This is a genomic window from Paenibacillus sp. 2TAB19 (assembly GCF_052115185.1).
Classification (GTDB): domain Bacteria; phylum Bacillota; class Bacilli; order Paenibacillales; family Paenibacillaceae; genus Pristimantibacillus.
Genome location: NZ_JBFRGE010000025.1, coordinates 21900 through 48619, shown reverse-complemented (window position 1 = coordinate 48619; position 26720 = coordinate 21900). Strand labels below are relative to the sequence as shown.

Below are 26720 nucleotides of genomic sequence, written 5' to 3'. Positions count from 1 at the left end.
ATCGGTATGATGGAGGATGAGGTGAAAGCATTGGAACGTTTACAGAAAATATTAGCGCAAGCGGGTGTCGCATCCCGTCGCAAATGCGAGGAAATGATAATGGCCGGCATGGTTGAGGTGAACGGCGAGAAAGTAACGACGCTTGGCGTCAAAGCCGATCCAGCCGTTGATGCCATCACGGTGAACGGCAAGCCGATCAAAGGCGAGAAGAAAATTTACGTCATGCTTAATAAGTCGAAGGGCGTCATATCGAGCGCCAAGGATCCGCAAGGCCGCAAGGTCGTCGGTGACTTCCTGCCCGGTATTAAAGAGAGGGTATACCCTGTCGGACGTTTGGACTACGATACAGAAGGACTGCTTCTGCTTACGAACGACGGTGAGTTCGCCAATATGCTGACGCATCCGAGCCATCACGTCCCGAAGACGTATCACGCGACGGTCAAAGGCGTACCGCATGGCAGCGCACTTGAGAAGCTTCAGAAGGGCATTATGCTAGAGGACGGGATGACGGCGCCCGCTGAGGTTGAATATCATGACGTCGATACGGAAAATAATGAAGCCAAAATATCGATTACGATATACGAGGGCCGCAACCGTCAGGTTCGCAGAATGTTCGAGGCAATCGGCCATAAAGTCGTCCGTCTGAAACGTATTAAATTCGGCGATCTTTATCTGCAGGATCTTGGCCGAGGCAAATACAGACATCTAACTCCCAAAGAGATTGACAGCCTGCTCGCTGAGGCTCGCAAGACACATAAAGTTCATAAAAAGTAAACGACGGCGGCAGTTATTGCCGTCGACTTTTCGTTATAATGGTACTAAAGTAGTCATTCATTCAGCAGAGATAGAAGCAGGTGGTGAGGCAAGCTAATGGGAAAATCTCGCAAAACGGTCCAAATCATCATATTGGCTGCCGTACTTATTATAGGCGGTTATGCGATCGGATCGACGTTGTTCGCGTCAGATTCGGAAGGTCCGCTAAAGGCAGGCAGCGAGCCGCCTTCATTCACGTTGGCCAATCTGGACGGCGGTACGACAGCATTGTCGGATTATAAGGGAAAAGCGGTTGTCGTTAACTTTTGGGGCACTTTCTGTCCGCCATGCGTGAAAGAAATGCCAGAGTTCGAGCGGCAATACGCCAAGTGGAAAGACCAAGGCCTCGTTATTCTGGCCATTAATTTAAGCGAAGACACTTTGACCGTGAACAACTTTGTTCGCCAATTCGATTTGAACTATCCAATTCTGCGCGACGTTAGCCGCAAGACGGAACGCAGCTACGGGCTGCGCTCCTACCCGACGACCTTCTTCATCGGACCGGACGGTAAAATAATGGAGATTAAAGTAGGCGGCATGACGGAGCAAGAGATTGACGATCGGATTGAACGTTTGCTTCAGCTCTAGGAGGATAAGCTGTGTTAGTCGTAGAGAACACAAAATGCGAATGCGGCCATCAAAACTCGGTAGGCACGGTATTATGCGAAAGCTGCGGCAAGCCGCTTTTGCCATCCGAAGCCGAAGATACCGAAACGCCGCTTGAGATGCGTTATGACGGCGTCGCGCGCCGTTCGCAGAAGAGCAATCCGAATGTCATTGACCGGGTGTGGAACTTCTTCTCTTCTGTCAAAATCGCGATTTACTTAATTATTATTACATTCGTAACGGCAATGTTGGGAACGATCTACCCGCAGGAGAATACATTCATTAATAACTTCGAGCCTGCCGATTATTATGAGGAGACGTATGGCCTAACCGGCAAAATTTATTATTTGCTCGGCTTGTCCCATACATACGAATCGTGGTGGTTTATCGGCTTGCTTGTCATGATTGGAACGTCGCTCGTCATTTGCAGTCTTGACCGCGTGCTGCCGCTTTATCGGGCGCTTAACAAGCAACAGATTCGCAAGCATCTGCTATTCATTAACCGTCAGAAGACGGTGTACAAGCAGACCATTGAAGGCGATCCAGAGCAATGGGCGGAGCAATTCGGCGCGCAGCTGAAGCGCAAAGGGTATCGCATCCATCGCGACGGGAGCTCATTGCTTGCGGAGAAAAACCGTTTCAGCCGCTGGGGTCCTTATATCAATCACATCGGCTTGATCCTGTTCTTGCTTGCAATATTAGCTCGCAGCCTTCCAGGCTTCCAAATGGATTCGTATATTACGATACCAGATGGTGATACGGTTCAAATTAGCGGAACGAACTATTACGTTAAGAACGAGAAGTTCATCATTGAATTTTATAATGATGATGAGCTGCCTGAGACGCTGAAAGGGACAGCGCGTGCGAAGCTGTTCAAGACGCAAGCGGTATTGTACACATGTTCAAGCAATTGCGACGATCCGCTGAAGCAGCCGGAGCTTACGGAAGTGAAGCGCCATGATATTATCGTCAATGATCCGCTTAAGTACAAAGGTCTTAAGCTGTATCAGTTCGACTTCGATATGACGCCGCGCCTTAATGCTGTTCACCCGGTGCTTATCAACAAGCAGACAGGTGAATCGTACGGACCGTTCGACTTGCCGATGAAAGACTCGGCACTTAAACATGAGCTTGGTCCTTATACGCTTGAACTATATGCGAATTTCATGGAATTCGCGCTCGATAGCAACGGCAAACCGACAACGCTTTCGCGAGATCCGATTGCGCCTGCATTCATCTTTACAGTCAAAGGTCCTGGACTTGCAGCCGAGGGAGAGCCTTATATGTACTTCCCGATGCAGAAGGACAAAGTAAAGTTTGCCCAGGATGTCATTAATGGCGCATTGGCTGAGAAGATTGAAATCAAGGTTGATGGAATGGAGAACGTCGAGTTCTCGGAAGCATCCACTTATTTGAACGTAAGGATGGACAGAGCGCTTCCTTACGTATGGATCGGCGCAGTATTCTCGATGCTCGGCCTGCTTATGGGCTCTTATTGGCAGCACCGCAGAATATGGCTGCGCATAGATGACGGCGAGCTGTCGCTCGGCGCTCATACGAATAAGAACTGGTACGGCATGCGCTCGGATGTAGCCGGTGCGCTCAAAAAAATCGGGATTACCGTCGATCCGAAGGCGCTCGATAACGGAGGGAACAACGCGTGAGTTTAGTCGAATTTAGCAGCGACGTTTTTTTAGTCGCATTCTTTCTTTACTGCTTTGCCTTTATGTTCTATGTCATTGCGGTTGCCGGCAAGAAATGGAGCAATCGCAAGCCAGCCGATCATGAACGACGCTGGGGCAAGATCGCATTTATTACATCCAGTCTTGGACTTGCGGCTCACTTAGCGTTCTTCTTCACGCGCTGGGCAGGCAGCGGACAAATTCCTACGAGCAACATGTATGAGTTCATGACCTTCCTCGGTATGGCCATTATGATTGCGTACACGATCATTCATGCGATTTATCGCAAACCTTTGCTCGGCATGTTCGCCTTGCCGTTAACGGTTATTATCGTTGCATATGCGGCTGTATTCCCGAGCGACGTACAGCCGTTGATACCGGCCCTTACGTCGAACTGGCTTAAGATTCACGTGACGACGGCTGCGCTTGGCGAGGCATTCTTCGCAGTCGGTTTTGCCGCAGGTCTGATGTATCTGTTGCGCGTTGTCGATTTCAAACAGACGACGAAGGAAGCTCGCAGAGATCAATTTTGGGTTGAATTCAGCCTATACTCGCTTATCTTAATCGTTGGATTTATTATTGCCGTATTCGGCTTCCGCGGCGCTGGTTATGAAGCGCACTTTACTCAAGAGATATCGGAAATCGACAGCAAGGGCATTGAGCAAACGACAACGGAGAAGGTTGCTTATGCGCTTCCGCCGATCGTGAAGCCGTACAATAGCCAGGTCGTCGAGATGGACAGCTTCCTTGGCTTGGAGAAGCCGCTGTTCGAAGCACCTTATTGGATGAACGGCGTTAACGCAGGCCGTAAGCTTAACACCGTTGTATGGTCGGTTATTGCGGGCAGCATTTTATACGGATTGCTCCGCCTTGCCTTCCGCAAGCGTCTGGGTGCAGTGATTCACCCGGCGATGGAAGGCATCGATCCTGAAGATCTGGATGAAATCAGCTATCGTGCGATTGCGATCGGTTTCCCGGTCTTTACACTGGGCGCACTCATCTTCGCCATGATATGGGCGGAGAAAGCTTGGGGCCGCTTCTGGGGCTGGGATCCGAAGGAAGTATGGGCACTTATTACTTGGCTCTACTACAGCGCCTACTTGCATTTCCGTCTATCGCGAGGCTGGCAAGGACTGCGTTCGGCTTGGCTAGCGGTTATCGGATTTGTTATTGTATTGTTTACATTGATCGGCGTCAACTTGATTATCGCCGGTTTGCATTCTTACTCAGGGACTTAACACAAGAATGGAGAGGAGTAATGCCGTATGACCGATTACTCAAACCGTATTTTAGTCGTTGACGATGAGGAACGAATTCGCCGCCTGCTCAAAATGTATTTAGAGAAGGAAGGCTATACGATTGATGAAGCTGAGGACGGAGAAACAGCGCTTCGGCTTGCATCAAATACGGATTACGCATTGATATTGCTCGATGTAATGCTGCCGGGAATTGATGGCGTCGAGGTATGCTCGCGACTTCGTCAGATTAAGGCGACGCCGGTCATTATGCTGACCGCAAAAGGCGAGGAGATGAACCGCGTACAGGGATTCGAGGTCGGTGCTGACGACTATGTTGTTAAGCCATTCAGCCCGCGTGAAGTGATCTACCGCGTGAAAGCGATACTTCGTCGTTCGTCTGCTACTGCGTTCTTGACCAAGGAGATTAACTCCAGCAACAACATCGTGTTTCCTAACTTGATCATTGAGCATGACGCGCACCGCGTAACAGCCGGAGGTCAAGAAGTAAGCTTAACGCCTAAGGAATATGAGCTGCTGCACTACTTGGCCGTCTCGCCGGATAAAGTATTCTCGCGCGAGGAGCTGCTTAAGGATGTTTGGAACTACGAGTTTTTCGGTGACTTGCGGACAGTGGATACGCATGTGAAGCGGCTTCGCGAGAAACTGAACAAAGTGTCCCCTGACGCGGCCGCAATGATAACGACCGTATGGGGCGTCGGCTATAAGCTTGAGGTACCGAAGTAAATGAAGTTGATTCAACGATTGACACGTATGCTGTGGAACAGTGTGGTCGGCAAGCTTTGGGCTACCATCATGCTGCTTGTAGCGGTTGTACTCATCATATTAGGCGTATTTTTGCTGCAATATATTGATATTTGGTTTAATGAGGATGCCCATGATATTAAGATCCTGTTCATCGTCGTTGCCATTATTGGTTTCCTGCTGTCTACGTTCTTCGCTTTCTTCCTGTCGGCAAAGATCCAACAGCCGTTATTGCAGCTTAAAAACGCGGCAGATTCCGTGTCGCAAGGCAATTACAGTACAAGGGTCGATATTCGTTCGACGGATGAAATCGGCGAGCTCGCGAAGACGTTCAATCATATGACCGAGCAGCTTGATAAGCTGATTCACGACTTGAATCATGAGAAAAATCATTTGACCAGCATCCTGCGGAGCATGGGCGATTCGGTTATTACGTTCGATGCGGCAGGACAAGTGATATTGACAAATCCTAGCGGCCATCTGCTCATCAATCAGTGGTCTGGGCTCAAGCATGAATGGCATGATGACGACTTGGCGAATAACGACATTCACTACGAGAGCGTACCGATGCCGCTGCGAGAATTGTACCAATCCGTAATGGAGAAGGGGCATGACTTAAGCGAGAAGGTACATGTTCATACTAACGTATGGTCGGTCGTTATGGCGCCGCTTCAATCGAACGGCGTTGTACGGGGTGCAGTAGCCGTAATACGGAATGTAACCGAGGAGCATAAGCTTGAGAAGCTGCGCAGAGACTTCGTAGCGAACATATCGCATGAGATTCGCACGCCGTTATCGATGCTGCAAGGCTATAGCGAAGCATTGCTTGACGATATTGTCGCATCGCCTGAAGAAGGCAAGGAGCTTGTGCAGGTTATCCATGACGAGTCGCTTCGTATGGGCAGGCTCGTCAATGACTTCCTTGACATCGCTCGGATGGAAGCAGGGCATGTGGAGATGAACTTCCACGAGATCGATCTGTGCCATGTTCTGAAGCGCGTCCACCGTAAGTTCCAAGTGTATGCGAAGGAGAGAGAAGTGCGGCTTCAGATCGATATTCCGAATGAGCCGCTTACGATGCTGGAGGCCGATGAGGATCGTCTAGAGCAGGTATTAACGAATCTGCTTGATAACGCGCTTAGGCATACGCCGGCTGGGAAGTCTATCACTATAGCAGGGCATCAGGCGGATGTGAATGGAGAAGCCTTCATTCAAATTATGGTTCGTGACGAAGGGCAAGGAATTCCGATGGAGGATGTTCCGTACGTATTCGAACGGTTCTATAAGGCGGATAAAGCCCGCAAACGCGGTTCTTCCAGCGGTACCGGCCTTGGTCTTGCGATCGTGAAAAACCTGATCGATCTTCATAAAGGCCGTATTGTGGTCGAAAGCGCTGTTGGCGTTGGCACATCGTTCACCCTGTTGCTTCCTGTCGATTATCATCAATAGTTGTCAAAGCGTTCCCTTGCGGAGCGCTTTTTTTGTTGAGAACCATCGTTTAATCTTGTTGTTCGTGAAACAATGGGGTAAGTATCTATACAATAAGTAAAATAAAAGAACCTCATCATCCGCATATGGGAGATGAGGTTCTTGTTCAAAGCAGCGCTTCTATTAGTAAAGCTTGATTTCCTTAGCTGTGTTCAGCTCAGGAAGGCTTGTCAACTGTTGAAGCACTTCTTTCGGAGCGGCTTTGTCAACACGTAGGACCATGATAGCCGATCCGCCTTCAAGCTGGCGTCCTACTTGCATCGTCGCAATGTTCACATCGTTGTTGCCAAGCAATGTGCCGACGCGGCCGATGATACCCGGTCTGTCGTTGTGCGAGATCAGAATCAGGTTGCCTTCAGGCGTAACGTCAACTGGGAACTTATCGATCTGTACGATGCGAGGGCCGTAGCCAGTTAGCAAAGTACCCGATACGACATGTTCTTCCTTCTTCGTGCGAAGCGACACGGACACGAGGTTCGTGAAGTCTTTGGAAGCTGTCGATTTACGGATCACGATATTAACGTCTCTTGTTTTTGCAAGATGCATCGAGTTGACCACATTTACGTTCTCAAGACCGAGGTGATGCGCAAGAACGCCGCGAACGATGTAGCGCGTCAATGGTTGCGTGTCAACTTCAGCTAGCTCGCCAGCATAGTTAACGATGATTTCTTGAACAGCGCCTTCCGTCGATTGAGCGATAAAGCTTCCGAGCTTCTCGCCAAGCGTGTAGTACGGCTGCAAAATGTTTTGCAGATTAGCCGGGATAGGAGGCATGTTAACCGCGTTCATGAACGGCTCGTCACGCAATATGTGAAGCACTTGCTCCGAAACGTCGATAGCAACGTTTTCTTGAGCTTCAACAGTAGAAGCGCCAAGATGCGGCGTTACGATGATTTTCGGATGCGTCAGGAATGGATGATCTTCAGCAGGAGGCTCAACCTCGAATACGTCGAAAGCAGCACCCGCTACAACGCCTTTATTAACTGCATCAACGAGAGCAATCTCATCAATAATGCCGCCGCGTGCGCAGTTCACGATGCGCATGCCTGGCTTCATGACTTCGAATTGCGCTTTGCCGATCATGTGGCGAGTCTCGGGAGTCAGCGGAGTATGAACCGTCATAAAGTCTGCGTTGCGAACAATCTCGTCAACCGAAGCGAGCTTGACGCCGATTTTCTCTGCACGCTCCTCCGTCATGAACGGGTCATAGCCGAGAATGTCCATTCCGAAAGCTTTAGCGCGTTTTGCTACTTCGCTGCCGATACGGCCCATGCCGAGAACGCCAAGCGTTTTGTTGCGAAGCTCTACGCCAAGGAACGATTTGCGATCCCATTCGCCGCCAACGGTCTTCAGATAGGCTTGCGGGATATGGCGTGCAACAGCCATCATCATAGCGAAAGTATGCTCGCATGTCGTAATCGTATTGCCGTCTGGAGCGTTAATGACAATAATACCTTTTTGCGTAGCCGCTTCGAGGTCGATGTTGTCGACGCCGACACCAGCACGGCCAACGACTTTAAGCTGTTTGCCTGCTTCCATGATTTTAGCGGTTACTCTTGTTTGGCTGCGAACGAGAAGAGCGTCGTATTCGCCGATAATGGCAACAAGCTCGTCCTCGCTAAGGCCAGGTTTTTTGTCTACTGTGACATCATTTGCATCAACTAGCTGCTGGATGCCCAAATCGCTGATCGGATCGGAAACTAACACTTTAAACATGAGAAGTATGCCTCCTAAATTGGTGCAAGGCGATTGCGCCTTGCTTTCTAATATGAACAGAAAAACCCCCGTCCCGGCTTCGACTTGCAGCATCGGGACGAGAGTTGGATCATCAAGTCGTGACCGAAGTGGAGCGTATTCCAAGCCATAACGGCTGTTGCCGCGCTGGAACGAAAGTGAATTCTAAAAGTAGACTCGGACTTTTCTATTTTATAGCAAGCGAGTGGACAATTGCAATGCTCAAACTTGCTGATTTGTGAAAATTTCGATATGATTCAACCATTGTGAGCAACAAATGACGACACAGGAGGTATAGGATAATGACAAAATGGCAGGATGTAGCTCCTGAGCAATTAATAGCAATTTTGGAAAGCGGTGAAGCAGATGCTTCGCAAATCATTGACGTACGCGAGTCGTACGAATGGGACTATTACCACTTAGAGCATACAACCTTAATTCCAATGAACACCATCCCCGGCAGACTGGATGAACTGCCAACCAACAAGACGCTGTATATCGTATGCGCGCATGGCGTTCGAAGCGAGGCCGTATGCCGTTATTTAGAAGAACAAGGCTATAGCGACCTCCGCAATGTTACAGGCGGAATGGCGGCTATAGCCTCGTTAAGAAACTTTCAGTATGATTAATATTAGTTAGTCGGCATTCGCGGAGAAGAAAGGCAACTGCGGAAGCAACGTTTTCTTGTAAAGCTTCGCGTGACTGTCAGCAAAGTCTCCGCTACGGACAGCGTCCGTGTCAAGCAGAAGCGCAACGATTTGGGACACGGTACCGAGTTTCATCTTCGCGGCTTGACCGGAAATAATAAATTCATCGACCCGGCTAGTCAGATCATGAGGATAAAAAGTCGTGATCTGCTTGCGGCTGAGCAAGGAATCGGCCATGAGCTTATTCTTGACCGTAATCGGCAGCGTCTCCCACTTGGCGAGATCGAGCTTGGCTGAGAGCTTGTATTCGTTAGGAATATCGACGTTAACGCTCGATGACCACTTCAGCATAGCATCATAATAGGCTTGCTGTGCGGTTAATGATTGGGCGGTAGCGGTAATATAGTTTTTCTCCTTGGCGATTACTTGCAGCAGTTCATCGCCCTTTGCAGATTTGGAACTTGATGCAGCATGGGTTGCCGCGTCTGCGAATAGTTTCAAGCTGCGTATGTAACCGACTTGCGCCTCACCGAGCAGGGGGGAGTTCTGCATATTGAAGGAGCTTGCTTCGCCCGCTTTGTTTTTTGCTAGATTAGATAACTCTTTAAAAGCTGATGAAGCATCAATGGACTCACCCTGCGAAAGCTTGTTAACGGCGTTGAACCACTCGTTCTGAAATTCACGATAAGGCAAAAATACGGTATGATAGAAAGAAACTAAATCCTGCTGCTGATAGGGACTGACCGATTCTTTAGCTTCTGCGCTGGCCTTCTCCGCTTCGTATCTCGATTCGGTCCGGTCTGCGCCAACTTCAATACCGTAAAAAAATGCGCCAACCGAGCATGCGAGCATGAAGACGAATCCGATGCTGTATAGCATTGCGTTAGCTGATAGTTTCTTTTCCATGACAAACTCCTTCTATGTATATGTAATGTGGTGGGTCTCTAAGTTCTAATCAGTATAGGTTAAAAGGCCGAAAAAGAAAATATGAACGAAACAGATTGGCGGGCGGGAAACGATGAAAAAGTTCGATATTCGCAATATTCGTGTACGTAAAGTTTCCGTTGACGATCTGGACGACAGAATGCTGCTCATTAACTTGTATGCGACGCAAGGGCTTACTTTTATTATCGGCTTGATATGGGTATTATTTCAGCGTCAAAACATAATTGCATTATTCAAATTTCCGAAAGAGCTTACTTTCCTGTGGTGGGGAGTTGGACTAGCGGCGGCGGTGATCGTGGTTGACCTGCTCATTTCCAGGTTCGTGCCGGAGGAAGCCGCGGATGACGGCGGCGTTAACGATCGTATTTTTCGCAAGCGGCCGGTGTGGCATATTGTTCTCATTTCGTTTATTGTAGCAATATGCGAGGAATTGTTGTTTCGCGGCGCCATTCAGCATGCGATCGGTCCATATTGGACAAGTATCGTATTCGCGACCATCCATGTGCGTTATTTGAAACATTGGATACCGACAGGCTTAGTCTTCTCCATCAGCTACGGCTTAGGTTGGATTTATATGGAGACCGGATCGATTTGGTCCGCTATCATTGCGCATTTTGTAATTGATTTGATTATGGGTTTAATTATTCGATTCAGGAGGGAGTCATGAGCAGGAGAAGCAGGTCTGGAAGCTCGAGCAGACAGGAACATTATCAACTAGAAGGGACGGCTGAGCCGTCCGCAAGCAGTCTCGAATCCACCGACGTCTCGGCATTGCCGCCAAGACGCAAGAAACATCCATCAAGCGCGCAGAAAGTAACGAAATGGTATTATAATCTTATTGTAGTCTTGTTTCTTGGTCTGGTGGCGGGTTTGTTCTACTATGGTATTAAGTATACCCAATAGGAGAAATAGTCGCTGGATCAATGAAGGTATAACCTTCCTTCTCCAGCTTCGTCAGCAGCTCATCCAAAGCATCGGCTGTCCATTGCAATTCATGCATTAATATATTAGCGCCCGGATGAAGCTGCTCCATCACATTGCGGATCACCTCCGCGGGATTATCCCGTGCCGGTTTCTCCCAATCAAGCGAACCGTTAGACCACGTCATGTATAACATGCCGTGGTCTTTTGCTGTTTGCTTAACGATGTCGTTGCCAGCGCCGTAAGGCGGTCGGAAGAAGAGGGGGGCGGTTCCCGTTAATCGCTTTACCTCATCTTGTACATCTCCAATCTGCTGCTTCACCGCATCATCGTTGGCTTCTTTCAAATTGTTATGATCCCAAGCGTGATTGCCGATCGTTTGTCCACGGCCTTGGATGAGCTTCAGCAGCTCAGGGTTTTGCTTGACCCTGTAGCCGTTAACGAAGAAGATCGCCTTCGCTTTATGTTTGTCCAGCGTAGTGAGCAGACTATCGATAATCGTCTCATTATTTGGTCCGTCGTCGAATGTAAGAAGTACGGCTTTGTCGCTCGTAGCTTCATCGATCGGTACGAAGCGGTAAGCGTCAGTCATCCGGTAGAGCGGCTTTGAGTTTGCGGCTTCGGTTGGCGCAGCAATTGTCTCGGTGTGAGGAACAGCATTTGCCTGTGCAGATGGAGTTTCGGACGGTTTCGTGGTAGCGGAAGCGGGCTGCTGTATAGTTGTAGAGGCTTGATCCGTCTCTGTCGTCTTCGTACTGGAGCTGCAAGCGGATAACGTCACGAATAGTGAAGCGGTCAGAAGAGCGTTTAAAATCGGCAGGCGTCGTTTCATCATCGTTAAAGATTACCTCCGTCAATGTTATGTCGAGTTTTGCTGTAATTTGGCATTAGTATACCACAGTCAAGCTGTGCGCTAATCGGGCTTATTTCCTTATTTTATCGGGAATGACGGCTCTCTGCGGCGGTCACACTAACAACTGAATACGAAAGACGACGAAGAAAGAGGTGTTCTTACAGATGAAGTTAAGCGGATTTATCGTAGGCGGTTTGCTCGGTGCGGCAGCGACGGTGTATGTATCGCGGAAGCGCCCAGGGACGTTCGCATGGGCTTCGAGCGCGATCTCGAATGCTGCCTCGAATATGATGGGCAAGTCGGTATCCAAAATAATGAATAACGGATTCATGCACGAGGCGGCGAATGTCGCCCCAAAGCATACAGACGCTTCCGCAGGAAGGTCAGAAGCCGCTTGGGAACAAATTGAGGCGATCGTGAGCAGCGATCCGGCTATCAAGAAGGAAGCGGACAAAATAAAAGCGGAAACGTCAGCCCTTGCCCACTAGCTGCCACAGCATAGCCCGGCATCCACGGAATCGCAGTCAACGATTGGCATTAGCCAGCGTTATGCGATTCCTTTTTTTGCCCAATATTAGTGCATTCGACGGTTATACATGATAAAGTAGTTACATAGCATGATTTGATCAAATTGATCACATCTTACTAAAAATTTCATACGCTGTTACAACAGATGCTGCAGAGGAGGATCCTGTCATGAAAATCGAACGGCTGAGTCAGGACAAGATACGGATTTTCCTGACGTTCGACGACTTGTCGGAACGGGGGATCCATAAGGACGACATGTGGCGCGAAATTCCTAAAGTGCACGAGCTGTTCAGTGAAATGATGGACCAGGCATATACGGAACTAGGTTTCGATGCCAGCGGCCCATTGGCAGTTGAAGTGTTCGCCCTTCCCGCTCAAGGTATGGTGGTCATCGTTACACGCGGCAAGATGAATGCACACGCTCATGATGGCGGCCACACGTTGGAAGAAGATGATGCGGACGATGAAATATACGAGATGGAAGTTACGCTCGAACAAAGCGATATTGTCATGTACTCATTCCGCGACTTTGAGGATGTCATTGCCGTGTGCAAGCAGCTTCAATCTTCCGGCCTAACCGAAGACGGGAAGCTATACTCGTACAACGGGAAGTGGATTCTTGCACTAGAGCCTGCGCTGATCGACTCGTCGAAGCATAATGCCGTAATTGCCCTGCTTGCAGAATACGGGGAAGCGACATCCGTCACTTATGCGATGCTTGAGGAATACGGTAAGGTTATTATGCCAGATTCGGCCATTCGTCAAATATGTCTTCATTTTAACTTTTAAGCACCATCCCTCGTTGAGAGCATCTGCGACCTTACCGGTTTGCAAGATGCTCTTCTTGCATTCTAGGCTATCCTAACGCATGACTCCGTCTCTTATGGAATACGCTGTGAGCATGGCGCTCATATTATAAAGAGACAAGGGCGGTGATTGGGATATGAATGACAAAAATGAGACCGATGTGCTGCAAGCGACTCAAATCGTAATCGAACAAGCGCTGCAGCGGCTAGGCTATGAGCAAGATATGATCGAGCTGATGAAAGAACCAATGAGGGTGCTGACCGTTCGAATTCCGGTACGTATGGATGACGGCAAGACGAAAGTGTTCACAGGGTATCGTTCACAGCATAATGACGCAGTTGGGCCAACTAAGGGAGGCGTTCGCTTCCACCCCGCAGTGAATGAGAATGAAGTAAAAGCATTATCGATATGGATGACGCTTAAATGCGGCATTGCCGATCTCCCTTACGGGGGAGGCAAAGGCGGCGTTATCTGCGACCCGCGCAGCATGTCCATCCGCGAGTTGGAGCGTTTAAGCCGCGGATATGTACGAGCAGTCAGTCAAATCGTTGGTCCGACGAAAGACATCCCAGCCCCTGATGTGATGACAAATTCACAGATCATGGCTTGGATGCTGGATGAATACAGCCGCATTCGGGAATTTGATTCGCCGGGCTTCATCACCGGCAAGCCTCTTGTCCTCGGAGGCTCTAAGGGGCGTGAGACCGCTACGGCGCGGGGTGTCGTTATCATGATCCATGAAGCTCTAAGACTGAAAGACATCAAGCTGGCGAATGCGCGAATCGTCATTCAAGGCTTCGGCAATGCTGGAAGTTATCTTGCCAAATTCATGCATGAAGCAGGCGCGAGAGTAATTGGTATTTCCGATGTGTCCGGAGCGTTGTATAATGAAGAAGGACTCGATATTCCTTATTTGCTGGATCGACGCGATTCTTTCGGCAATGTGACAAATCTGTTTCAGCAGACGATCACCAATGATCAACTGCTTGAGCTTGACTGCGACGTGCTTGTCCCGGCAGCCATCGAGAATCAGATTACCGAACACAATGCGCCGAACATTAAGGCTAAGGTCGTCGTTGAGGCGGCTAACGGTCCTACGACACTCGAGGCGACTCGGATTTTATCCGATCGAGGGATATTGCTTGTGCCTGACGTGCTTGCAAGCTCGGGCGGCGTTATCGTATCTTATTTCGAGTGGGTACAGAACAATCAAGGCTATTACTGGGATGAACAAGAGGTTGATGACAAGCTTCGCTTGATGATGATACGAGGCTTCGAACAAGTGTATGACATTCACCGCACCCGCAAAGTCGATATGCGGCTCGCTGCTTATATGGCCGGCATTCGCAAAGTAGCGGAAGCGGTTCGCTTCCGGGGGTGGGTGTAAGAAGGCAGGTGTTAGATGCTTATTTTTTCTATATTGACAGCAGCGGTTGCACCAGGCATATCGCTGCTTACTTACTTATATTTAAGAGATAAATACGATGCAGAGCCGATCCACATGGTTGCGCGCATGTTCGTGCTAGGTCTGCTTATCGTTATACCGATTATGGTTATTCAGCGCGGTCTAGAGATATGGCTAGGCGATTACACGGGGGTGTTCATATTCCTCGAGTCGGCTGGAGTAGAAGAGTTCGTGAAGTGGTTCGTTCTTCTTCACGTCATCTACAACCATACTGAATTCGACGAGCCATATGACGGTATTGTATACGCCGCATCGATTTCGCTTGGTTTCGCGACGATGGAAAATGTGCTGTATGCAATTTACTCGCCAGCCAGCTTTGCAACCTTGCTTGGACGTGCGCTGCTGCCTGTATCCGGTCACGCTTTATTCGGCATTATGATGGGGTATTACTTCGGAAAGGCGAAGTTTGCTCCCGCGATTAAGACGAGGAGACTTCTTGCCATCTCCATGCTGCTGCCATTCGCGCTGCATGCCATCTATGATTGGATTATTATTTCAATCGGTTCTAATTACCTTTGGTTCATGGTGCCGTTCATGGCGGTGCTGTGGGTATGGAGCTTGCGTAAGATCAATTCCGCCAACTCCAGATCGCCGTTCCGATTCATGTCGCGCGAGGATGAGGTTAAATTATAGCTCATCCGTCCATAATGCTACTATAGGAACCATCTAGAAGCTTAGGGGGTAACGATGGAAGCGCGAGTGAAGGTGACCATTCGGTGCAATGTATGCGGGGAGAAGTTCGTGCTGCGGGGGCGACGGGATAAAGGCGGTATCGACACCGGCTTTAAACAATGCATCTGCAACAATACCAACGACCTCGATATTGAAGAGCATACCGCCTATTAGGGCGGTTTACCGATGGATTGTTAGTCAACTGAATAGCATGGATGCATAAAGCTCCTTTTGGCAAACCAAACTAACACCAGGTTTGCACAAGAAAGGAGTTTTTTGCATATGTACCGCCGACTTAGTTCGATCCTGTTCCCCATAATGACAATCTTGTTTCTCGGCTCGATCTACTGGGGCTATCAAGAGCATCAAGAGAAAAACTCGATTCTCATAAAAGCGGAAAACCAATACCAGCGCGCCTTCCATAACTTGACTTACCATGTCGAGCAGCTGCATCAGCAGCTAGGCAACACGCTGGCGGTTAATTCCACCTCGCAAGCGTACCATCGCAAAGGGCTCGTCAATGTGTGGCGGCTGACAAGCGAAGCGCAAAATGAAATCAGTCAACTGCCTTTAACGCTGCTCCCATTCAATGAAGCGGAGGACTTCCTGTCGCATATCGCTAACTTTGCTTATAAGACAGCTGTAAGAGATTTAAGCAAGCAGCCGCTGACACCGGACGAATTCGCAACGATGAAGACGCTCTATAAGAAATCCGAGGAAATTTCGAAAGATTTGTTAGGCGTTCAGAACAATGTATTAGCGAACAGCTTGAGGTGGATGGATGTTGAGGTTGCCATTGCGTCTGAGAAATCCAATAACGACAATGCGATCATCGATGGCTTCAAGACGGTCGACAAGAAGGTTAGCGAGTACCCGGAAATCAACTGGGGACCATCCGTTAGCAGCATGTATCAGAAGCGCTCCATTAAGATGCTGGGCGGCAAGTTTGTTAATGCGGAAGATGTGAAGAAGGAAGCTGCGAAGTTCACCGGCGAGAATGCCGGTGCGATCCGAGTAACCGAGAACGGCAAGGGCACGGAATTTGCTTCTTATACGGCTACGGTCGAATCGGGCAAGGACAGGAAGCTGCAGCTGGATTACACGCAGAAGGGCGGCCAACTCATCTCGTTCATGAATCCGCGCGAAATAGGAGAAAAGCAGATTGGCTTGAACAAAGTAAAGAGCAACGCGGAGTCATTCTTGGAGAAGCATGGCTTCAAAGGAATGAATGCAATCAGCTACGATATGTTCGATCGGGCGGGTACGTTGACCTTCGTACATAATCAAGGTGGCGTACTCATTTATCCGGAGAAGCTGACCGTGAAGGTGGCGCTTGATAATGGCGAGATTGTTGGCTTGCAAGCTGCCGATTATGTATACGAGCAGCATGAACGGAAGCTGCCTAAGCCGGTGCTCACGAAAGCGCAGGCAAGCAAAGCGCTTAATCCGGAGATGAAGGTCCGAAGCGAACAGCTCGCTCTCATCGACAATGAATTAGGCGAAGAAGTACTCTGCTATGAATATACGGGACAAATCAATGGCAGCCTCTACCGTGTCTACATTAATTCAGAGACGGGTATTGAGGAATCCATTGAGGAAATGACGCGAAACGATACGAAAGCCGCTGACAAATAACGATATAGCTCCCCTCTAATCGACGTGCTATAATGTCAATGAAATGGGGGGAGCCAAATGTTGCCTAAAGTAAATCAAATGCTGTATTACCATATCGCTTCTGCCGATGAAGAAGAAGCGGCGATCGAATACAAGTCTCGAATTGCCGATGAGCAAGAAGACTGTTTGTTGATCGAAAATCCGCTCAGCGAGAAGACAGGTCGTTTCAAACGGCTGTTTCTAGGGGACGAGCTGTCCGTCAACTTCATAACGGAAGCGGGCATCAAGAACTATTTCGATTCGCATGTTATCGGCTTTGCCGAGGATGTCATTCGACTTATTAAGATTCGCAAGCCCGATCCCGATCGGATTACGAAGGTGCAACGCCGTAATTTCCTGCGTGTGCCGGCCGAGCTTGAGATCGCGGTCAAGCTGTCCGATCATGTTCGCTTCGTCTGCAAGACGGATGATGTAGGCGGCGGCGGCATTTCCTTTATATGCGATGGAAAGTGGGCTCTCAAGTCAGAGCAGATGCTGGAATGCTGGCTGCTCGTCCCATTCAAGAACGGTACGATCGAACATGCATCATTCAAGGCGGAGATCGTGCGCGTCGTAGAGATGGAGTCCGGTCGTCATCAGATCATGATTAAGTTCGCGAGCATCAGCGATTCCGAGCGTCAGAAAATAATTAGATACTGCTTCGAGAAGCAGCTTGAATATCGCAATCGATGAATAGAGTGGAATAGGTTGGCGAAAAATAGGGAAAGAACCTGAATTTAAAGAGGAGCGATTCCTATTTTTCGCGAGCTGTTTATGAAGAGAAAAAGTAAAAAACAGATGATTAAGCTGTCTGACGAAGTTAGCGCTTTTCTCAAAAAAATGATCATAACGCTGCTCATCCTGGTTGTCTGTTCACAGGCTGCGCTCCAAAACGACACGATCAGACATTGGTTGACGGGTGTGGATCGGTGGGAAGGCACAAGACTCAAATAGCTTCCCGTTCTTTTGCATCTGCGGGTATAGTGTGGTATAATTTTCACGTCGCAGGCAAAGCCTGCTTTTTTCTTGAAATATAAGAGGTAGAATAGTAGCATTGCTGCGTTCTTATATTTCGCCCGCGAAACGATCGCGCCTGCAGCTTCGGCATGCATAACGACCGTTTACGCTAGAGAGGTTTGCGTCGCATACGTTAATCAATTCGGCCAACCGTCTCTCGATCTAAAGGGGGTTGACTGTGCGTGACGCAACACGGAGGTGACAGCGACCGTATGAATATTGCCATTGACGGGCCGGCAGGCGCGGGCAAGAGTACGGTAGCACGTAAGGTCGCCGAACAGCTTGGGTATGTCTACATTGATACGGGAGCGATGTATCGAGCGGTCACGTATACTGCGCAGCGTGCAGGCGTTCTGCCTGAGCAGACTGCAAGACTGGCCGAGCTGACAAGATCGCTTCAGATCGATCTAAGGCCCGGAGAACATGGACAATCGGTTTATGTGAACGGGGAAGACGTTACCTCATCCATACGTTCGCGGGAAGTCACCTTGCAAGTATCCCATTACGCAGCGATCGAATCGGTTCGTGATGTGTTGGGAGCGCTGCAACGGCAGCTCGCAGCCCGCAAAGGCGTCGTTATGGATGGACGAGACATCGGGTCTCATGTGCTTCCGAATGCGGAGCTGAAGGTATTCTTAACAGCTTCTGTACAGGAACGCGCAGCGAGGCGGTATCGCGAAATTTCGGACAGCCAGTCCATTACACTGAGACAGCTGGAATCCGAAATCGCCGAGCGCGATCGCTTGGACGAGCAGCGCGCCATTTCGCCGCTGGTTTGTGCTTCCGATGCTGTCGTTCTGGACAGCACGGGAATGACAATTGACGAAGTTATTGCGGCAATTGTTAATTTAAGCCGAACCAAATTGGCGGAGGCGAAGTAAACTATGTTATATCGCATTTTTAGGTTTTTGCTCCGGGTCATTTACACCTTGCTATTCCGCTTGGAAGCAAGAGGTACGGACAATATTCCTGCAGACGGTCCAGTCGTGCTCGCTTCGAATCATTTGAGCTTGCTTGATCCGCCGACTGTAGGCATAAAAATTCGCCGTAAGGTGCATTTTATGGCCAAAGAAGAGCTGTTCAAAATTCCGGTATTCGGTCCGTTGATTCGTTCCTTCGGCGCTTTCCCCGTCAAACGCGGCGGTGTCAGCAAAGATGCGATCAAATCAGCGATATCCTTACTTAAGGAAGGCAATATGCTCGGGATTTTCCCGGAAGGCACGCGTAACAGTCAAGAAGGCACGGCAGCGAAGAAAGGTGCATCAATGATAGCGATCAGAAGCGGGGCAACCGTTGTTCCGGTAGCGATCATTGGCAAATATTCGCCATTCCGCAAAATGATTGTATGCTATGGGGAACCGATCGATCTAAAGCCTTTTATTGAAGAAGGTGCGCCGGATATGCTGGAAAAAGTTACAGATGCCATTATGGCTCGCATTCGCGAGATCGCAGCACAACAATCTTAAGGCAAGCGCGCGTTTTAAATGCTGCTGGCGGAGCTATTTCGAGAGAAAAGGGCAATCGTCAGCGGATTTAAATAAAGTTGGGGTATGAATTGAGGAGGTTATTTCAATGTCAGAAGAAACTAATGTTCAAGAAACTGTAGCAGAAGAAGTAAGCCAAGATGCTATGGACAATTTCGTGTCTTTGAAAAAAGGCGATTCCGTCAAAGGTACGATCGTCAAAATCGAAGATAACCAAGCTTACGTAAGCCTTGGATATAAATATGACGGTGTCATTCCAATTCGTGAGCTTTCCGCTGTTCAAATCGAGAACGCAACAGAAGCGGTTCAAATTGGCCAAGAGGTTGAGCTTAAAGTTGTCAGCATCGACGACGAAAAAGAAAAACTTGTCCTTTCGAAACGTCAAGTTGACGGGGAGAAAGCATGGGATGTGCTTCAAGCTAATTTCGAGAGCGGCGAAGTATTCGAAGTAGCGGTAGCAGACGTAGTCAAAGGCGGCCTTGTTGTAGACGTAGGCGTTCGCGGCTTCATTCCTGCATCGATGGTTGAACGTCACTTCGTAGAAGATTTCAGCGGCTACAAAGGCCGTACGCTTCGCGTTAAAGTGAAAGAAATCGATCGCGAGAACAACAAAGTGATCCTTTCCCAGAAGGAAGTATTGGACGCTGAGTTCGAGCAAAGCAAGCAACAGGTTATGGCTTCGTTGCAAGTAGGTCAAGAGCTTGACGGTACGGTTCAACGCCTGACACCATTCGGTGCTTTCGTTGATATCGGCGGCATTGACGGACTTGTACACGTATCCGAGCTTTCCTGGCAGCATGTTGCACATCCAAAGGATGTTGTAGCTGAAGGACAATCGGTACGCGTTAAAGTACTTAAAGTTGATCCTGCTGCAGGCAAAATCAGCCTTAGCATTAAAGCTGCACAACCAGGTCCTTGGGATACGGCTGCAGGTCAATTCGCTATCGGCAGCATTGTTACAGGTACGGTTCGCCGTATCGTAGCATTCGGCGCTTTCGTAGAGATCGCTCCGGGCGTTGAAGGACTTGTACACATTTCCCAAATTTCGCACCAGCATATCGCTACGCCTAACGAAGTTCTTAAAGAAGGTCAAGAAGTACAAGCGAAAGTTTTGGACTTCAACCCTGCTGAGAAACGCGTTAGCCTAAGCATCAAAGAAACGGAAGAAGCTCCTGAGAAGCCAGCTCAAAGCCCGCGTGCCGAGAGAGCGCCTCGTGCTCCTAAAGTTGAAAAAATCGACAACCCGAACGTAAGCTTGAGCAATGAAAGCATGAGCTACTCCCTTGCGGAGCGTTTTGGCGACAAACTCAAAAATTTGAAATAATGAGTGAATGGAAGAGGCTATTCCTGTGCTAACGCACGGGGATAGCCTTTTTTTGGTGCGGAGCGATGCAGGAATACACTTCATTGGCATAGTCGTTAATGCTTGGGAGCATAATATGCGGATAAGAGGTGATGGGATGAATCCCGGATTTATTTCGGTTTGGATCGTTATTGCAGCATTGATCTTATTCGCAACGGGCTGGCGAGAATATCTGGCTCCCGGGGTTAGCAGAATAACATTAATCGTAGTAGGATCGGTTAGCGCCATTATGCTCATGATGCCTTTATGGGTCGATATCCACTTAAGATCAGAAGCGGCTGTCACGGCTGTTATTCATATCCATGCTGCTATTATATTGCTGCTTCTTGCAGGAATGGTTACAGGCAGGGGCGATGAGGGGTGGAACAACAAACTATATTTGGTGTTATGCGGCTTGATTGTCGGACTGGTGTGGGGAATTGTGAGGAAGCTGTACAGCTACGATCCCGTGTTTTATTGGCTTGGACCAAGCTGGGATACTCCGATCTTAAGCGGCGCGTTATGCGGCGTATGTACTTCCAACGGCAGGCAGCAGTTCGGCATTATGATCTGGGGAGCCGTAATCGGAGAATTCGTATATGCGATGTTATACAAAGGAATTGTAATGACGAGCATCGGCTCTGTGGCTTGGTGGGATAGCTTTCTTGTTTCACTTGTTGCAGCCAGTCTAGCTAGTCTTGCGCACCGGGCCGTTCGTATGACCGGGTCGAAAATTAGCGATTTATTACTGAACTACAGAGGAGGCCGCTCGTCCTAATGTTGCAATATTTGGATCAGAACAAACATCTTATCGGCGTCTTGCTTGGGATTGTTTTCGGTATAATCGCTCGTCTCCTGATGCTTCGAACCGATTATCGGCAATATCCGACATATCCCCATGGACGGATTATTCATATCTCGTTAGGCGTAATTGCCGCTGCGCTTGGAGCGGTTGCAGTTCCCGCACTGTACAATAAGGACTATACGGCGATTACATTTTTAAGCTTGGCGGCACAGCAATTCCGGGACGTTCGCAAGATGGAGCGCGAAACGCTGACAAAGATCGATAGCATGGAGCTAGTAAGCCGCGGCTCGACTTATATAGAAGGCATTGCGATGGTGTTCGAAGGACGCAACTATCTCGTTATTATGTCGGCTCTGCTTACGAGCCTGTTTGCGGTATTGTTCAATGTATGGATCGGCATTCTAGCAGGAGGAGTATCCTTATTGCTGGTCGAATGGCTGAAATCGGGAAAATCGATCTCTCATATTGCAGAGGTCGTATCTGCACCGGTTATCATTGACGGGCCTGATCTGCTCGTAGATGATATTTATATTATGAATGTCGGACTTAAGAGCAATCAGCAAATTATTGCCGAACGCGGTATTGGTTATATTTTGAAGCCGATCAATGCTAATAGCAAAGTGACATTGAGCAATCTCGGGCAAAGACAAGCGATCCTATACGATTTGGCGACGATTATGGGCGTATATCGCGATGACGGTGAGCCGGCCCTCATTCCGATGGCCAAGCTAGATTTGAAGGACGGCAGACTTGCGGTCTTCTTATTGCCTCAAGAGCGGGATCAAGACAAAGGGAAGGAAGTCATTCTTCGCGTGCCGATCCTGGAGTCGGCGGTTCGCATGCCGACAGAGGCGGCCGTCAATAAGAAGGGAGCGGGCGAGCTTGGCTAAGATTGTCGCAATCGTAACGATGCATGGTAAACAAGTAGACGGCGGGGCGCCTATTTTTATTGTCGATGATGAGAAGGCATTAGAGCATACATCTTTCCTGCTGGAGAAAATTTTGGATGCAAGCGCGCATGATTTGAAGAATGGAACCTACATACTAGTCAATCATCATTAATATGAAAAGTTAGCCAAGACCGTAGTTTTTTGCTATGATGATTAGCGTGAGTATTTTTGAAGGAGTGAAAAGCTAATTATGGCAAGACCTGTTATTGCCATCGTCGGGCGACCCAATGTGGGCAAGTCCACTATTTTTAACCGTGTCATCGGCGACAGGCTAGCAATTGTAGAAGATAAGCCAGGCGTCACGCGTGACCGTCTGTATGGTATTGGCGAGTGGGCTGGAAAGCCTTTTAGCATTATCGATACCGGAGGTATCGAAATTGATGGCGAAGATGAGATTATGAAGTCGGTACGCATGCAGGCCGAGCTGGCGATCGAGGAAGCAGACGTCATTATTTTCATGGTCGATGCGAAGACTGGACTTACGCATGCCGACGATGAAGTGGCGCAAATGCTGTTCCGTTCGCGCAAGCCGGTAGTCGTGGCTGTGAATAAAGTAGATAATATGAATCGCATGGACGAAGTGTACGAGTTCTATGGACTTGGCTTCGGTACGCCGATTGCGATCTCTGGATCGCATGGCATAGGCATTGGCGACTTGCTTGAAGCTGCCGTTGAGCTGCTTCCTGAGATTGAGGAAGATGGCTATGATGAAGATGTCATTCGAGTTGCTTTAATCGGCAGACCGAATGTGGGCAAGTCATCGCTCGTGAACGCCTTGCTGGGCGAAGAACGCGTCATCGTGAGCAATGTCGCGGGTACGACGCGCGATGCGATCGATACGCCGTTCGAGCGTGACGGTCAACGTTATGTACTTATTGACACAGCGGGCATGCGCAAAAGAGGCAAAGTCTACGAGTCGACAGAGAAATACAGCGTAATGCGTGCGATGAAAGCGATTGAGCGCGCGGATGTCGTGCTCGTACTGATCAATGGCGAAGAAGGCATCATCGAGCAGGACAAGCATATTGCTGGTTATGCCCATGAAGCAGGCAAGGCGTCGATCTTTGTCGTGAATAAGTGGGATGTTGTCGAGAAAGACGAGAAGACGATGCAGCAGTTCACGACGAATATTCGTGATCATTTCTTGTTCATGTCGTATGCTCCGATCGTTTATTTATCGGCATTGACGAAACAGCGCTTACAGAAGCTTCTGCCAGTTGTCAATCATGTGTCGGAGCAGCATGCGCTGCGTATTCAGACGCATTTGCTTAACGATGTTGTCTCCGATGCCGTAGCGATTAACCCGCCTCCGGCTGACAAGGGCAAGCGACTTCGCATTAATTATGTGACGCAAGTCGCTACGAAGCCGCCGACGATCGTCGTGTTCGTTAACGAACCGGAGATTATGCATTTCTCGTATGAACGCTATTTGGAAAATAAAATTCGAGCTGCCTTCAATTTTGAAGGAACGCCGGTTCGTATCTACACGCGTCGGAAGAACGAAGAGGATTAGGGGAGAAGAAGGTTGGCATACGGAGTCATTGCGGTTGTTTTGAGCTATTTGTTAGGCTCGGTTTCATTCAGCATCGTCATTGCCAAATGGGTCAAGGGGATTGACATCAGACAGCATGGCAGCGGCAATGCCGGAGCGACAAATACGCTGCGGGTGCTTGGCAAAGGCCCAGGCATACTTGTATTCCTGCTGGACATCGCCAAAGGGATCGCAGCTGTATGGATCGGTCATGGACTTGGCGGAGATAATGAATGGATACCGGTATTATCCGGGTTAGCGGCTATTATCGGCCATAACTGGCCGATATGGTTCAAGTTCAAGGGTGGTAAGGGCATTGCTACGACCGTAGGCGTCATTGCCACCTTGGCCTTCGTACCTGCAATATGCGCCGGCGTTATTGCCATCTTGTCTATCGTCGTTACAAGGTACGTATCGTTAGGATCGTTATTGTTCGCCAGCATAACGCCATTATTAATTGCATCCTTTTATTATTCTTTGCCTTTGCTTACAGCAAGCATCGTGTTATGTCTATTTGCGTTTGTTCGTCATCGCACGAATATCGTAAAGCTGTTCCAAGGCACTGAGAACAAGCTTGGTGCAAAGAAAGGGACGTGAATGCAGCTATGACCAACGAACATACATCAACTGCCCGCATCGCGGCTGTACTCGTGGCAGGCAGTTGGGGAACGGCGCTCGCTTCCGTGCTAGCGACTAACGGCTACAAGGTCAAGCTCTGGACGAGAAATGCCGAGCAAGCGAGCGATATTAATACGAATCGTGAGAATAGCAAATTCCTTCCTGGCGTGAAGCTGGATAGCTTGATCGAAGCTACGACAGATATGAAGGAAGCGGTGGAGCATGCCGAGCTTGCGCTCTTCGTTGCTCCATCAGGAGCGATGCGTGACGTGGCGAGACAAGCTGCTGCTTACTTGTCGCCAGAGACGCTTGTCATCCATGCGACCAAAGGATTCGAGAGTGATACGCTGAAGCGGATGACTTCCGTTCTAGCCGAGGAGCTCGGACGATCTGCTGATCAATTAGTTGTTCTCTCAGGTCCAAGCCATGCGGAAGAGGTTATTCGCCAGCAGCCGACCACTGTCGTCGTCGCATCTGCCAAGCTAAAGGCTGCAGAGCAGGCTCAGGATGCGCTAATGAACGGCTACTTCCGCGTCTATACGAATCCGGACGTGCCGGGCGTTGAGGTTGCCGGCGCGATTAAGAACATTATTGCGCTTGGCGCGGGTTTGTCCGATGGCCTTAACTTCGGAGATAATGCGAAGGCTGCGCTTCTAACGCGCGGCTTAGCGGAGATCGGAAGATTAGGCACGGCAATGGGGGCTAATGCGCTTACGTTCGCCGGACTCGCCGGTGTAGGCGATCTAGTGGTCACTTGCACTAGCAAGCACAGCCGTAATTGGCGGGCGGGCTACATGCTGGCAGACGGGACGCCGCTTGAAGAGGTGCTTAACAAGATGGGCATGGTCGTCGAAGGCGTAAGGACCACGCGAGCTGCCTATGAACTCGCGAAGCAATACAATGTGGAGATGCCGATTACAGCCCAACTGTATGAGGTATTGTTCGCGAACAAGAGTCCGAGAACCGCGGTCGAGCACTTGATGGGTCGATTGCGGACGCATGAAATCGAAGAAATCGGATAAGGACGTACGCCTATACCAAAACGTCCACCTCCTCATATGATGCTAGGAGCGCTGCAGAGCGCAGGCGTTGGCATACTTTATGTTATGCCGACGAGCCTTACGTTTGCGCCCGCAAGCCTATGAGGAGGTTAGAGCGTTGTCCAAGGATATGTCCAAAGACGTATTAGGCGCGATTAATAAGAAAACCGGCAAAAACATTACCGAGAGCGCGGTGAAAAAAATTGCCGGAGGCGTAACAGCCGAAACGATGCAAAACGAAGCGGAGCTTCGCAAGCTCATCAAGCAAGTATCGGATATGGCAAAGGTGAAAGTGTCCGACTCGACGGTTAACGATATTGTTAAAGCTGTCAAGGCTAGTGGCATGACCGCCGGCGGCATGGAAACGATCATGAAAATGATGATGAAGAAGTAACGCATAGCGGCAAGAGCTCGGCAGGACAGCGAATGTTTTCATTCGTTCGTCACATCCTGCCGGCTTTTGTCCTTTTTTTTGTGCCGAGATAGGTACAAGTCAGGCTTGTCGAATGTTATAATAGTCGGGAACTTATTCCGTTACAGATTAGGAGAATCGATTCGAAATGGATGCAATGACAAAAATGTGGGTATCCTTTGTCGGCATAGGCCTGATGGCTATCGCCGCGGCTTTAATCACATTCGCCCGTTTGAAAACGAAGGGCGTTGTAAAATTTGTTTTATCGCTAGTCGCATTTATACTGCTAGTCCTCGGATTCGTATACGGCTTATTTTCCATCATATAGAGAAAGCTTACATACGATATATAATAATTAAGGGCTGCGAAAGGGAGACCTGGAGACGCAATGATTGAACTAAAAGGAAAAACGAAAACAGCTGTTGTCGAACCGGAAGAAGGCATGTCGCTGCTTGATCTGGCAATCAAGCACAATGTGGATTGGAGCTTCTCTTGTGCGAGAGGTACATGCGCGCGTTGCCGCTGCCTCGTAACAGAGGGCGGCGACCAACTCGAGGAAGTAACCGATGATGAATGGGATCGGCTTGAGCCAGAGGAGTTCGAGGAGGGCTATCGACTTGCTTGCCAAGCGATAGTGAAGCCGAATGCCGGCCCGATCGCTGCTGCCAATAAGCCTTATTTCTAAATGACTGAAGAAGGAGTGCCGG

General features: G+C 49.2%; 32 protein-coding genes. 29 read left to right on the top strand and 3 right to left on the bottom strand.

Annotated elements, in window-relative coordinates:
- The first annotated feature begins 30 nt into the window (after nucleotides 1-30).
- From AB4Z33_RS13620 to AB4Z33_RS13595, 6 genes are all read left to right on the top strand, one after another.
- Nucleotides 31-774, top strand: coding sequence for a pseudouridine synthase (locus AB4Z33_RS13620; RefSeq protein ID WP_442050427.1), 744 nt, complete (start codon nucleotides 31-33; stop codon nucleotides 772-774).
- Between the two features lie 96 nt (nucleotides 775-870).
- A complete protein-coding gene (locus AB4Z33_RS13615; RefSeq protein ID WP_442050426.1) occupies nucleotides 871-1401 on the top strand; it encodes a redoxin domain-containing protein in 531 nt (176 codons plus the stop codon).
- Between the two features lie 11 nt (nucleotides 1402-1412).
- Nucleotides 1413-3083 carry a cytochrome c biogenesis protein ResB gene (resB, locus tag AB4Z33_RS13610; RefSeq protein ID WP_442050425.1) on the top strand — a complete coding sequence of 557 codons (1671 nt, stop codon included), beginning with the start codon at nucleotides 1413-1415 and terminating at the stop codon, nucleotides 3081-3083.
- A complete protein-coding gene (ccsA, locus tag AB4Z33_RS13605; RefSeq protein ID WP_442050424.1) occupies nucleotides 3080-4339 on the top strand; it encodes a cytochrome c biogenesis protein CcsA in 1260 nt (419 codons plus the stop codon). The genes resB and ccsA overlap by 4 nt, the downstream gene beginning before the upstream one ends.
- A 27-nt stretch (nucleotides 4340-4366) precedes the next feature.
- A complete protein-coding gene (locus AB4Z33_RS13600) occupies nucleotides 4367-5083 on the top strand; it encodes a response regulator transcription factor (RefSeq protein WP_307201672.1) in 717 nt (238 codons plus the stop codon).
- Nucleotides 5084-5110: 27 nt separating this feature from the next.
- Nucleotides 5111-6550 carry an ATP-binding protein gene (locus AB4Z33_RS13595; protein ID WP_442050423.1) on the top strand — a complete coding sequence of 480 codons (1440 nt, stop codon included), beginning with the start codon at nucleotides 5111-5113 and terminating at the stop codon, nucleotides 6548-6550.
- A gap of 162 nt (nucleotides 6551-6712) precedes the next feature.
- Here AB4Z33_RS13595 and serA read toward each other — a convergent pair whose 3' ends face one another.
- The gene (gene serA / locus AB4Z33_RS13590) at nucleotides 6713-8305 is read right to left on the bottom strand and encodes a phosphoglycerate dehydrogenase (RefSeq protein ID WP_442050422.1); all 1593 of its coding nucleotides are present in this window, start codon (nucleotides 8303-8305) and stop codon (nucleotides 6713-6715) included.
- Between the two features lie 320 nt (nucleotides 8306-8625).
- Here serA and AB4Z33_RS13585 point away from each other — a divergent pair, with 320 nt between their 5' ends.
- Nucleotides 8626-8952 carry a rhodanese-like domain-containing protein gene (locus AB4Z33_RS13585; RefSeq protein ID WP_442050421.1) on the top strand — a complete coding sequence of 109 codons (327 nt, stop codon included), beginning with the start codon at nucleotides 8626-8628 and terminating at the stop codon, nucleotides 8950-8952.
- A gap of 6 nt (nucleotides 8953-8958) precedes the next feature.
- Here AB4Z33_RS13585 and AB4Z33_RS13580 read toward each other — a convergent pair whose 3' ends face one another.
- Nucleotides 8959-9876 (bottom strand): hypothetical protein, encoded by a 918-nt coding sequence (locus tag AB4Z33_RS13580; protein WP_442050420.1) that lies wholly within the window; start codon nucleotides 9874-9876, stop codon nucleotides 8959-8961.
- 112 nt (nucleotides 9877-9988) lie between these two features.
- Between AB4Z33_RS13580 and AB4Z33_RS13575 the strand changes: the two genes are divergently transcribed.
- Complete coding sequence (locus AB4Z33_RS13575) at nucleotides 9989-10582, top strand: CPBP family intramembrane glutamic endopeptidase (RefSeq protein WP_442050419.1); 594 nt, start codon at nucleotides 9989-9991, stop codon at nucleotides 10580-10582.
- On the top strand, nucleotides 10579-10818 hold the full coding sequence (locus AB4Z33_RS13570) for a hypothetical protein (protein WP_442050418.1): 240 nt from the start codon (nucleotides 10579-10581) through the stop codon (nucleotides 10816-10818). The genes AB4Z33_RS13575 and AB4Z33_RS13570 overlap by 4 nt, the downstream gene beginning before the upstream one ends.
- On the opposite strand, the gene AB4Z33_RS13565 is transcribed toward AB4Z33_RS13570, so the two are convergent.
- Nucleotides 10802-11671 carry a polysaccharide deacetylase family protein gene (locus AB4Z33_RS13565; protein ID WP_442050417.1) on the bottom strand — a complete coding sequence of 290 codons (870 nt, stop codon included), beginning with the start codon at nucleotides 11669-11671 and terminating at the stop codon, nucleotides 10802-10804. The genes AB4Z33_RS13570 and AB4Z33_RS13565 overlap by 17 nt on opposite strands.
- A 182-nt stretch (nucleotides 11672-11853) precedes the next feature.
- On the opposite strand from AB4Z33_RS13565, the gene AB4Z33_RS13560 reads away from it, so the two are divergent.
- From AB4Z33_RS13560 to AB4Z33_RS13465, 20 genes are all read left to right on the top strand, one after another.
- Nucleotides 11854-12177, top strand: a complete 324-nt coding sequence (locus AB4Z33_RS13560) for a hypothetical protein (RefSeq protein ID WP_442050416.1) — start codon at nucleotides 11854-11856, stop codon at nucleotides 12175-12177.
- A gap of 208 nt (nucleotides 12178-12385) precedes the next feature.
- A complete protein-coding gene (locus AB4Z33_RS13555; RefSeq protein ID WP_442050415.1) occupies nucleotides 12386-13006 on the top strand; it encodes a genetic competence negative regulator in 621 nt (206 codons plus the stop codon).
- Between the two features lie 154 nt (nucleotides 13007-13160).
- Nucleotides 13161-14411 carry a Glu/Leu/Phe/Val family dehydrogenase gene (locus AB4Z33_RS13550; protein WP_442050414.1) on the top strand — a complete coding sequence of 417 codons (1251 nt, stop codon included), beginning with the start codon at nucleotides 13161-13163 and terminating at the stop codon, nucleotides 14409-14411.
- 15 nt (nucleotides 14412-14426) lie between these two features.
- Nucleotides 14427-15122, top strand: a complete 696-nt coding sequence (gene prsW, locus AB4Z33_RS13545; protein ID WP_442050413.1) for a glutamic-type intramembrane protease PrsW — start codon at nucleotides 14427-14429, stop codon at nucleotides 15120-15122.
- 54 nt (nucleotides 15123-15176) lie between these two features.
- Entirely contained in the window at nucleotides 15177-15335 is a 159-nt protein-coding gene (locus AB4Z33_RS13540; RefSeq protein ID WP_442050412.1) for a hypothetical protein, read from the top strand.
- Nucleotides 15336-15443: 108 nt separating this feature from the next.
- Nucleotides 15444-16796, top strand: a complete 1353-nt coding sequence (gene ypeB, locus AB4Z33_RS13535; protein WP_442050411.1) for a germination protein YpeB — start codon at nucleotides 15444-15446, stop codon at nucleotides 16794-16796.
- A gap of 57 nt (nucleotides 16797-16853) precedes the next feature.
- Complete coding sequence (locus AB4Z33_RS13530) at nucleotides 16854-17507, top strand: flagellar brake protein (RefSeq protein WP_442050410.1); 654 nt, start codon at nucleotides 16854-16856, stop codon at nucleotides 17505-17507.
- Between the two features lie 81 nt (nucleotides 17508-17588).
- Nucleotides 17589-17768, top strand: a complete 180-nt coding sequence (locus AB4Z33_RS13525) for a hypothetical protein (protein ID WP_442050409.1) — start codon at nucleotides 17589-17591, stop codon at nucleotides 17766-17768.
- A 275-nt stretch (nucleotides 17769-18043) separates the two neighbouring features.
- Nucleotides 18044-18712, top strand: a complete 669-nt coding sequence (gene cmk / locus AB4Z33_RS13520; RefSeq protein WP_442050462.1) for a (d)CMP kinase — start codon at nucleotides 18044-18046, stop codon at nucleotides 18710-18712.
- A 60-nt stretch (nucleotides 18713-18772) separates the two neighbouring features.
- Nucleotides 18773-19297, top strand: a complete 525-nt coding sequence (locus tag AB4Z33_RS13515; protein WP_442050408.1) for a lysophospholipid acyltransferase family protein — start codon at nucleotides 18773-18775, stop codon at nucleotides 19295-19297.
- Nucleotides 19298-19403: 106 nt separating this feature from the next.
- A complete protein-coding gene (gene rpsA, locus AB4Z33_RS13510; protein ID WP_442050407.1) occupies nucleotides 19404-20639 on the top strand; it encodes a 30S ribosomal protein S1 in 1236 nt (411 codons plus the stop codon).
- A 136-nt stretch (nucleotides 20640-20775) separates the two neighbouring features.
- Nucleotides 20776-21435, top strand: coding sequence for a YphA family membrane protein (locus tag AB4Z33_RS13505; protein ID WP_442050406.1), 660 nt, complete (start codon nucleotides 20776-20778; stop codon nucleotides 21433-21435).
- Entirely contained in the window at nucleotides 21435-22352 is a 918-nt protein-coding gene (locus tag AB4Z33_RS13500) for a YIEGIA family protein (protein ID WP_442050405.1), read from the top strand. Before AB4Z33_RS13505 ends, AB4Z33_RS13500 begins: the two co-directional genes overlap by 1 nt.
- Nucleotides 22345-22524, top strand: a complete 180-nt coding sequence (locus tag AB4Z33_RS13495) for a capping complex subunit for YIEGIA (protein WP_442050404.1) — start codon at nucleotides 22345-22347, stop codon at nucleotides 22522-22524. The genes AB4Z33_RS13500 and AB4Z33_RS13495 overlap by 8 nt, the downstream gene beginning before the upstream one ends.
- Nucleotides 22525-22602: 78 nt before the next feature.
- Nucleotides 22603-23925 carry a ribosome biogenesis GTPase Der gene (gene der, locus AB4Z33_RS13490; protein ID WP_337103486.1) on the top strand — a complete coding sequence of 441 codons (1323 nt, stop codon included), beginning with the start codon at nucleotides 22603-22605 and terminating at the stop codon, nucleotides 23923-23925.
- A gap of 12 nt (nucleotides 23926-23937) precedes the next feature.
- Nucleotides 23938-24540, top strand: a complete 603-nt coding sequence (plsY, locus tag AB4Z33_RS13485; RefSeq protein WP_337103485.1) for a glycerol-3-phosphate 1-O-acyltransferase PlsY — start codon at nucleotides 23938-23940, stop codon at nucleotides 24538-24540.
- A gap of 8 nt (nucleotides 24541-24548) precedes the next feature.
- The gene (locus AB4Z33_RS13480) at nucleotides 24549-25583 is read left to right on the top strand and encodes an NAD(P)H-dependent glycerol-3-phosphate dehydrogenase (RefSeq protein ID WP_442050403.1); all 1035 of its coding nucleotides are present in this window, start codon (nucleotides 24549-24551) and stop codon (nucleotides 25581-25583) included.
- 136 nt (nucleotides 25584-25719) lie between these two features.
- A complete protein-coding gene (locus AB4Z33_RS13475; protein WP_307202332.1) occupies nucleotides 25720-25995 on the top strand; it encodes a stage VI sporulation protein F in 276 nt (91 codons plus the stop codon).
- Nucleotides 25996-26161: 166 nt separating this feature from the next.
- Nucleotides 26162-26341, top strand: coding sequence for a DUF2768 family protein (locus AB4Z33_RS13470; RefSeq protein ID WP_337103483.1), 180 nt, complete (start codon nucleotides 26162-26164; stop codon nucleotides 26339-26341).
- Between the two features lie 60 nt (nucleotides 26342-26401).
- Complete coding sequence (locus tag AB4Z33_RS13465) at nucleotides 26402-26698, top strand: 2Fe-2S iron-sulfur cluster-binding protein (protein WP_337103482.1); 297 nt, start codon at nucleotides 26402-26404, stop codon at nucleotides 26696-26698.
- Nucleotides 26699-26720 lie beyond the last annotated feature (22 nt).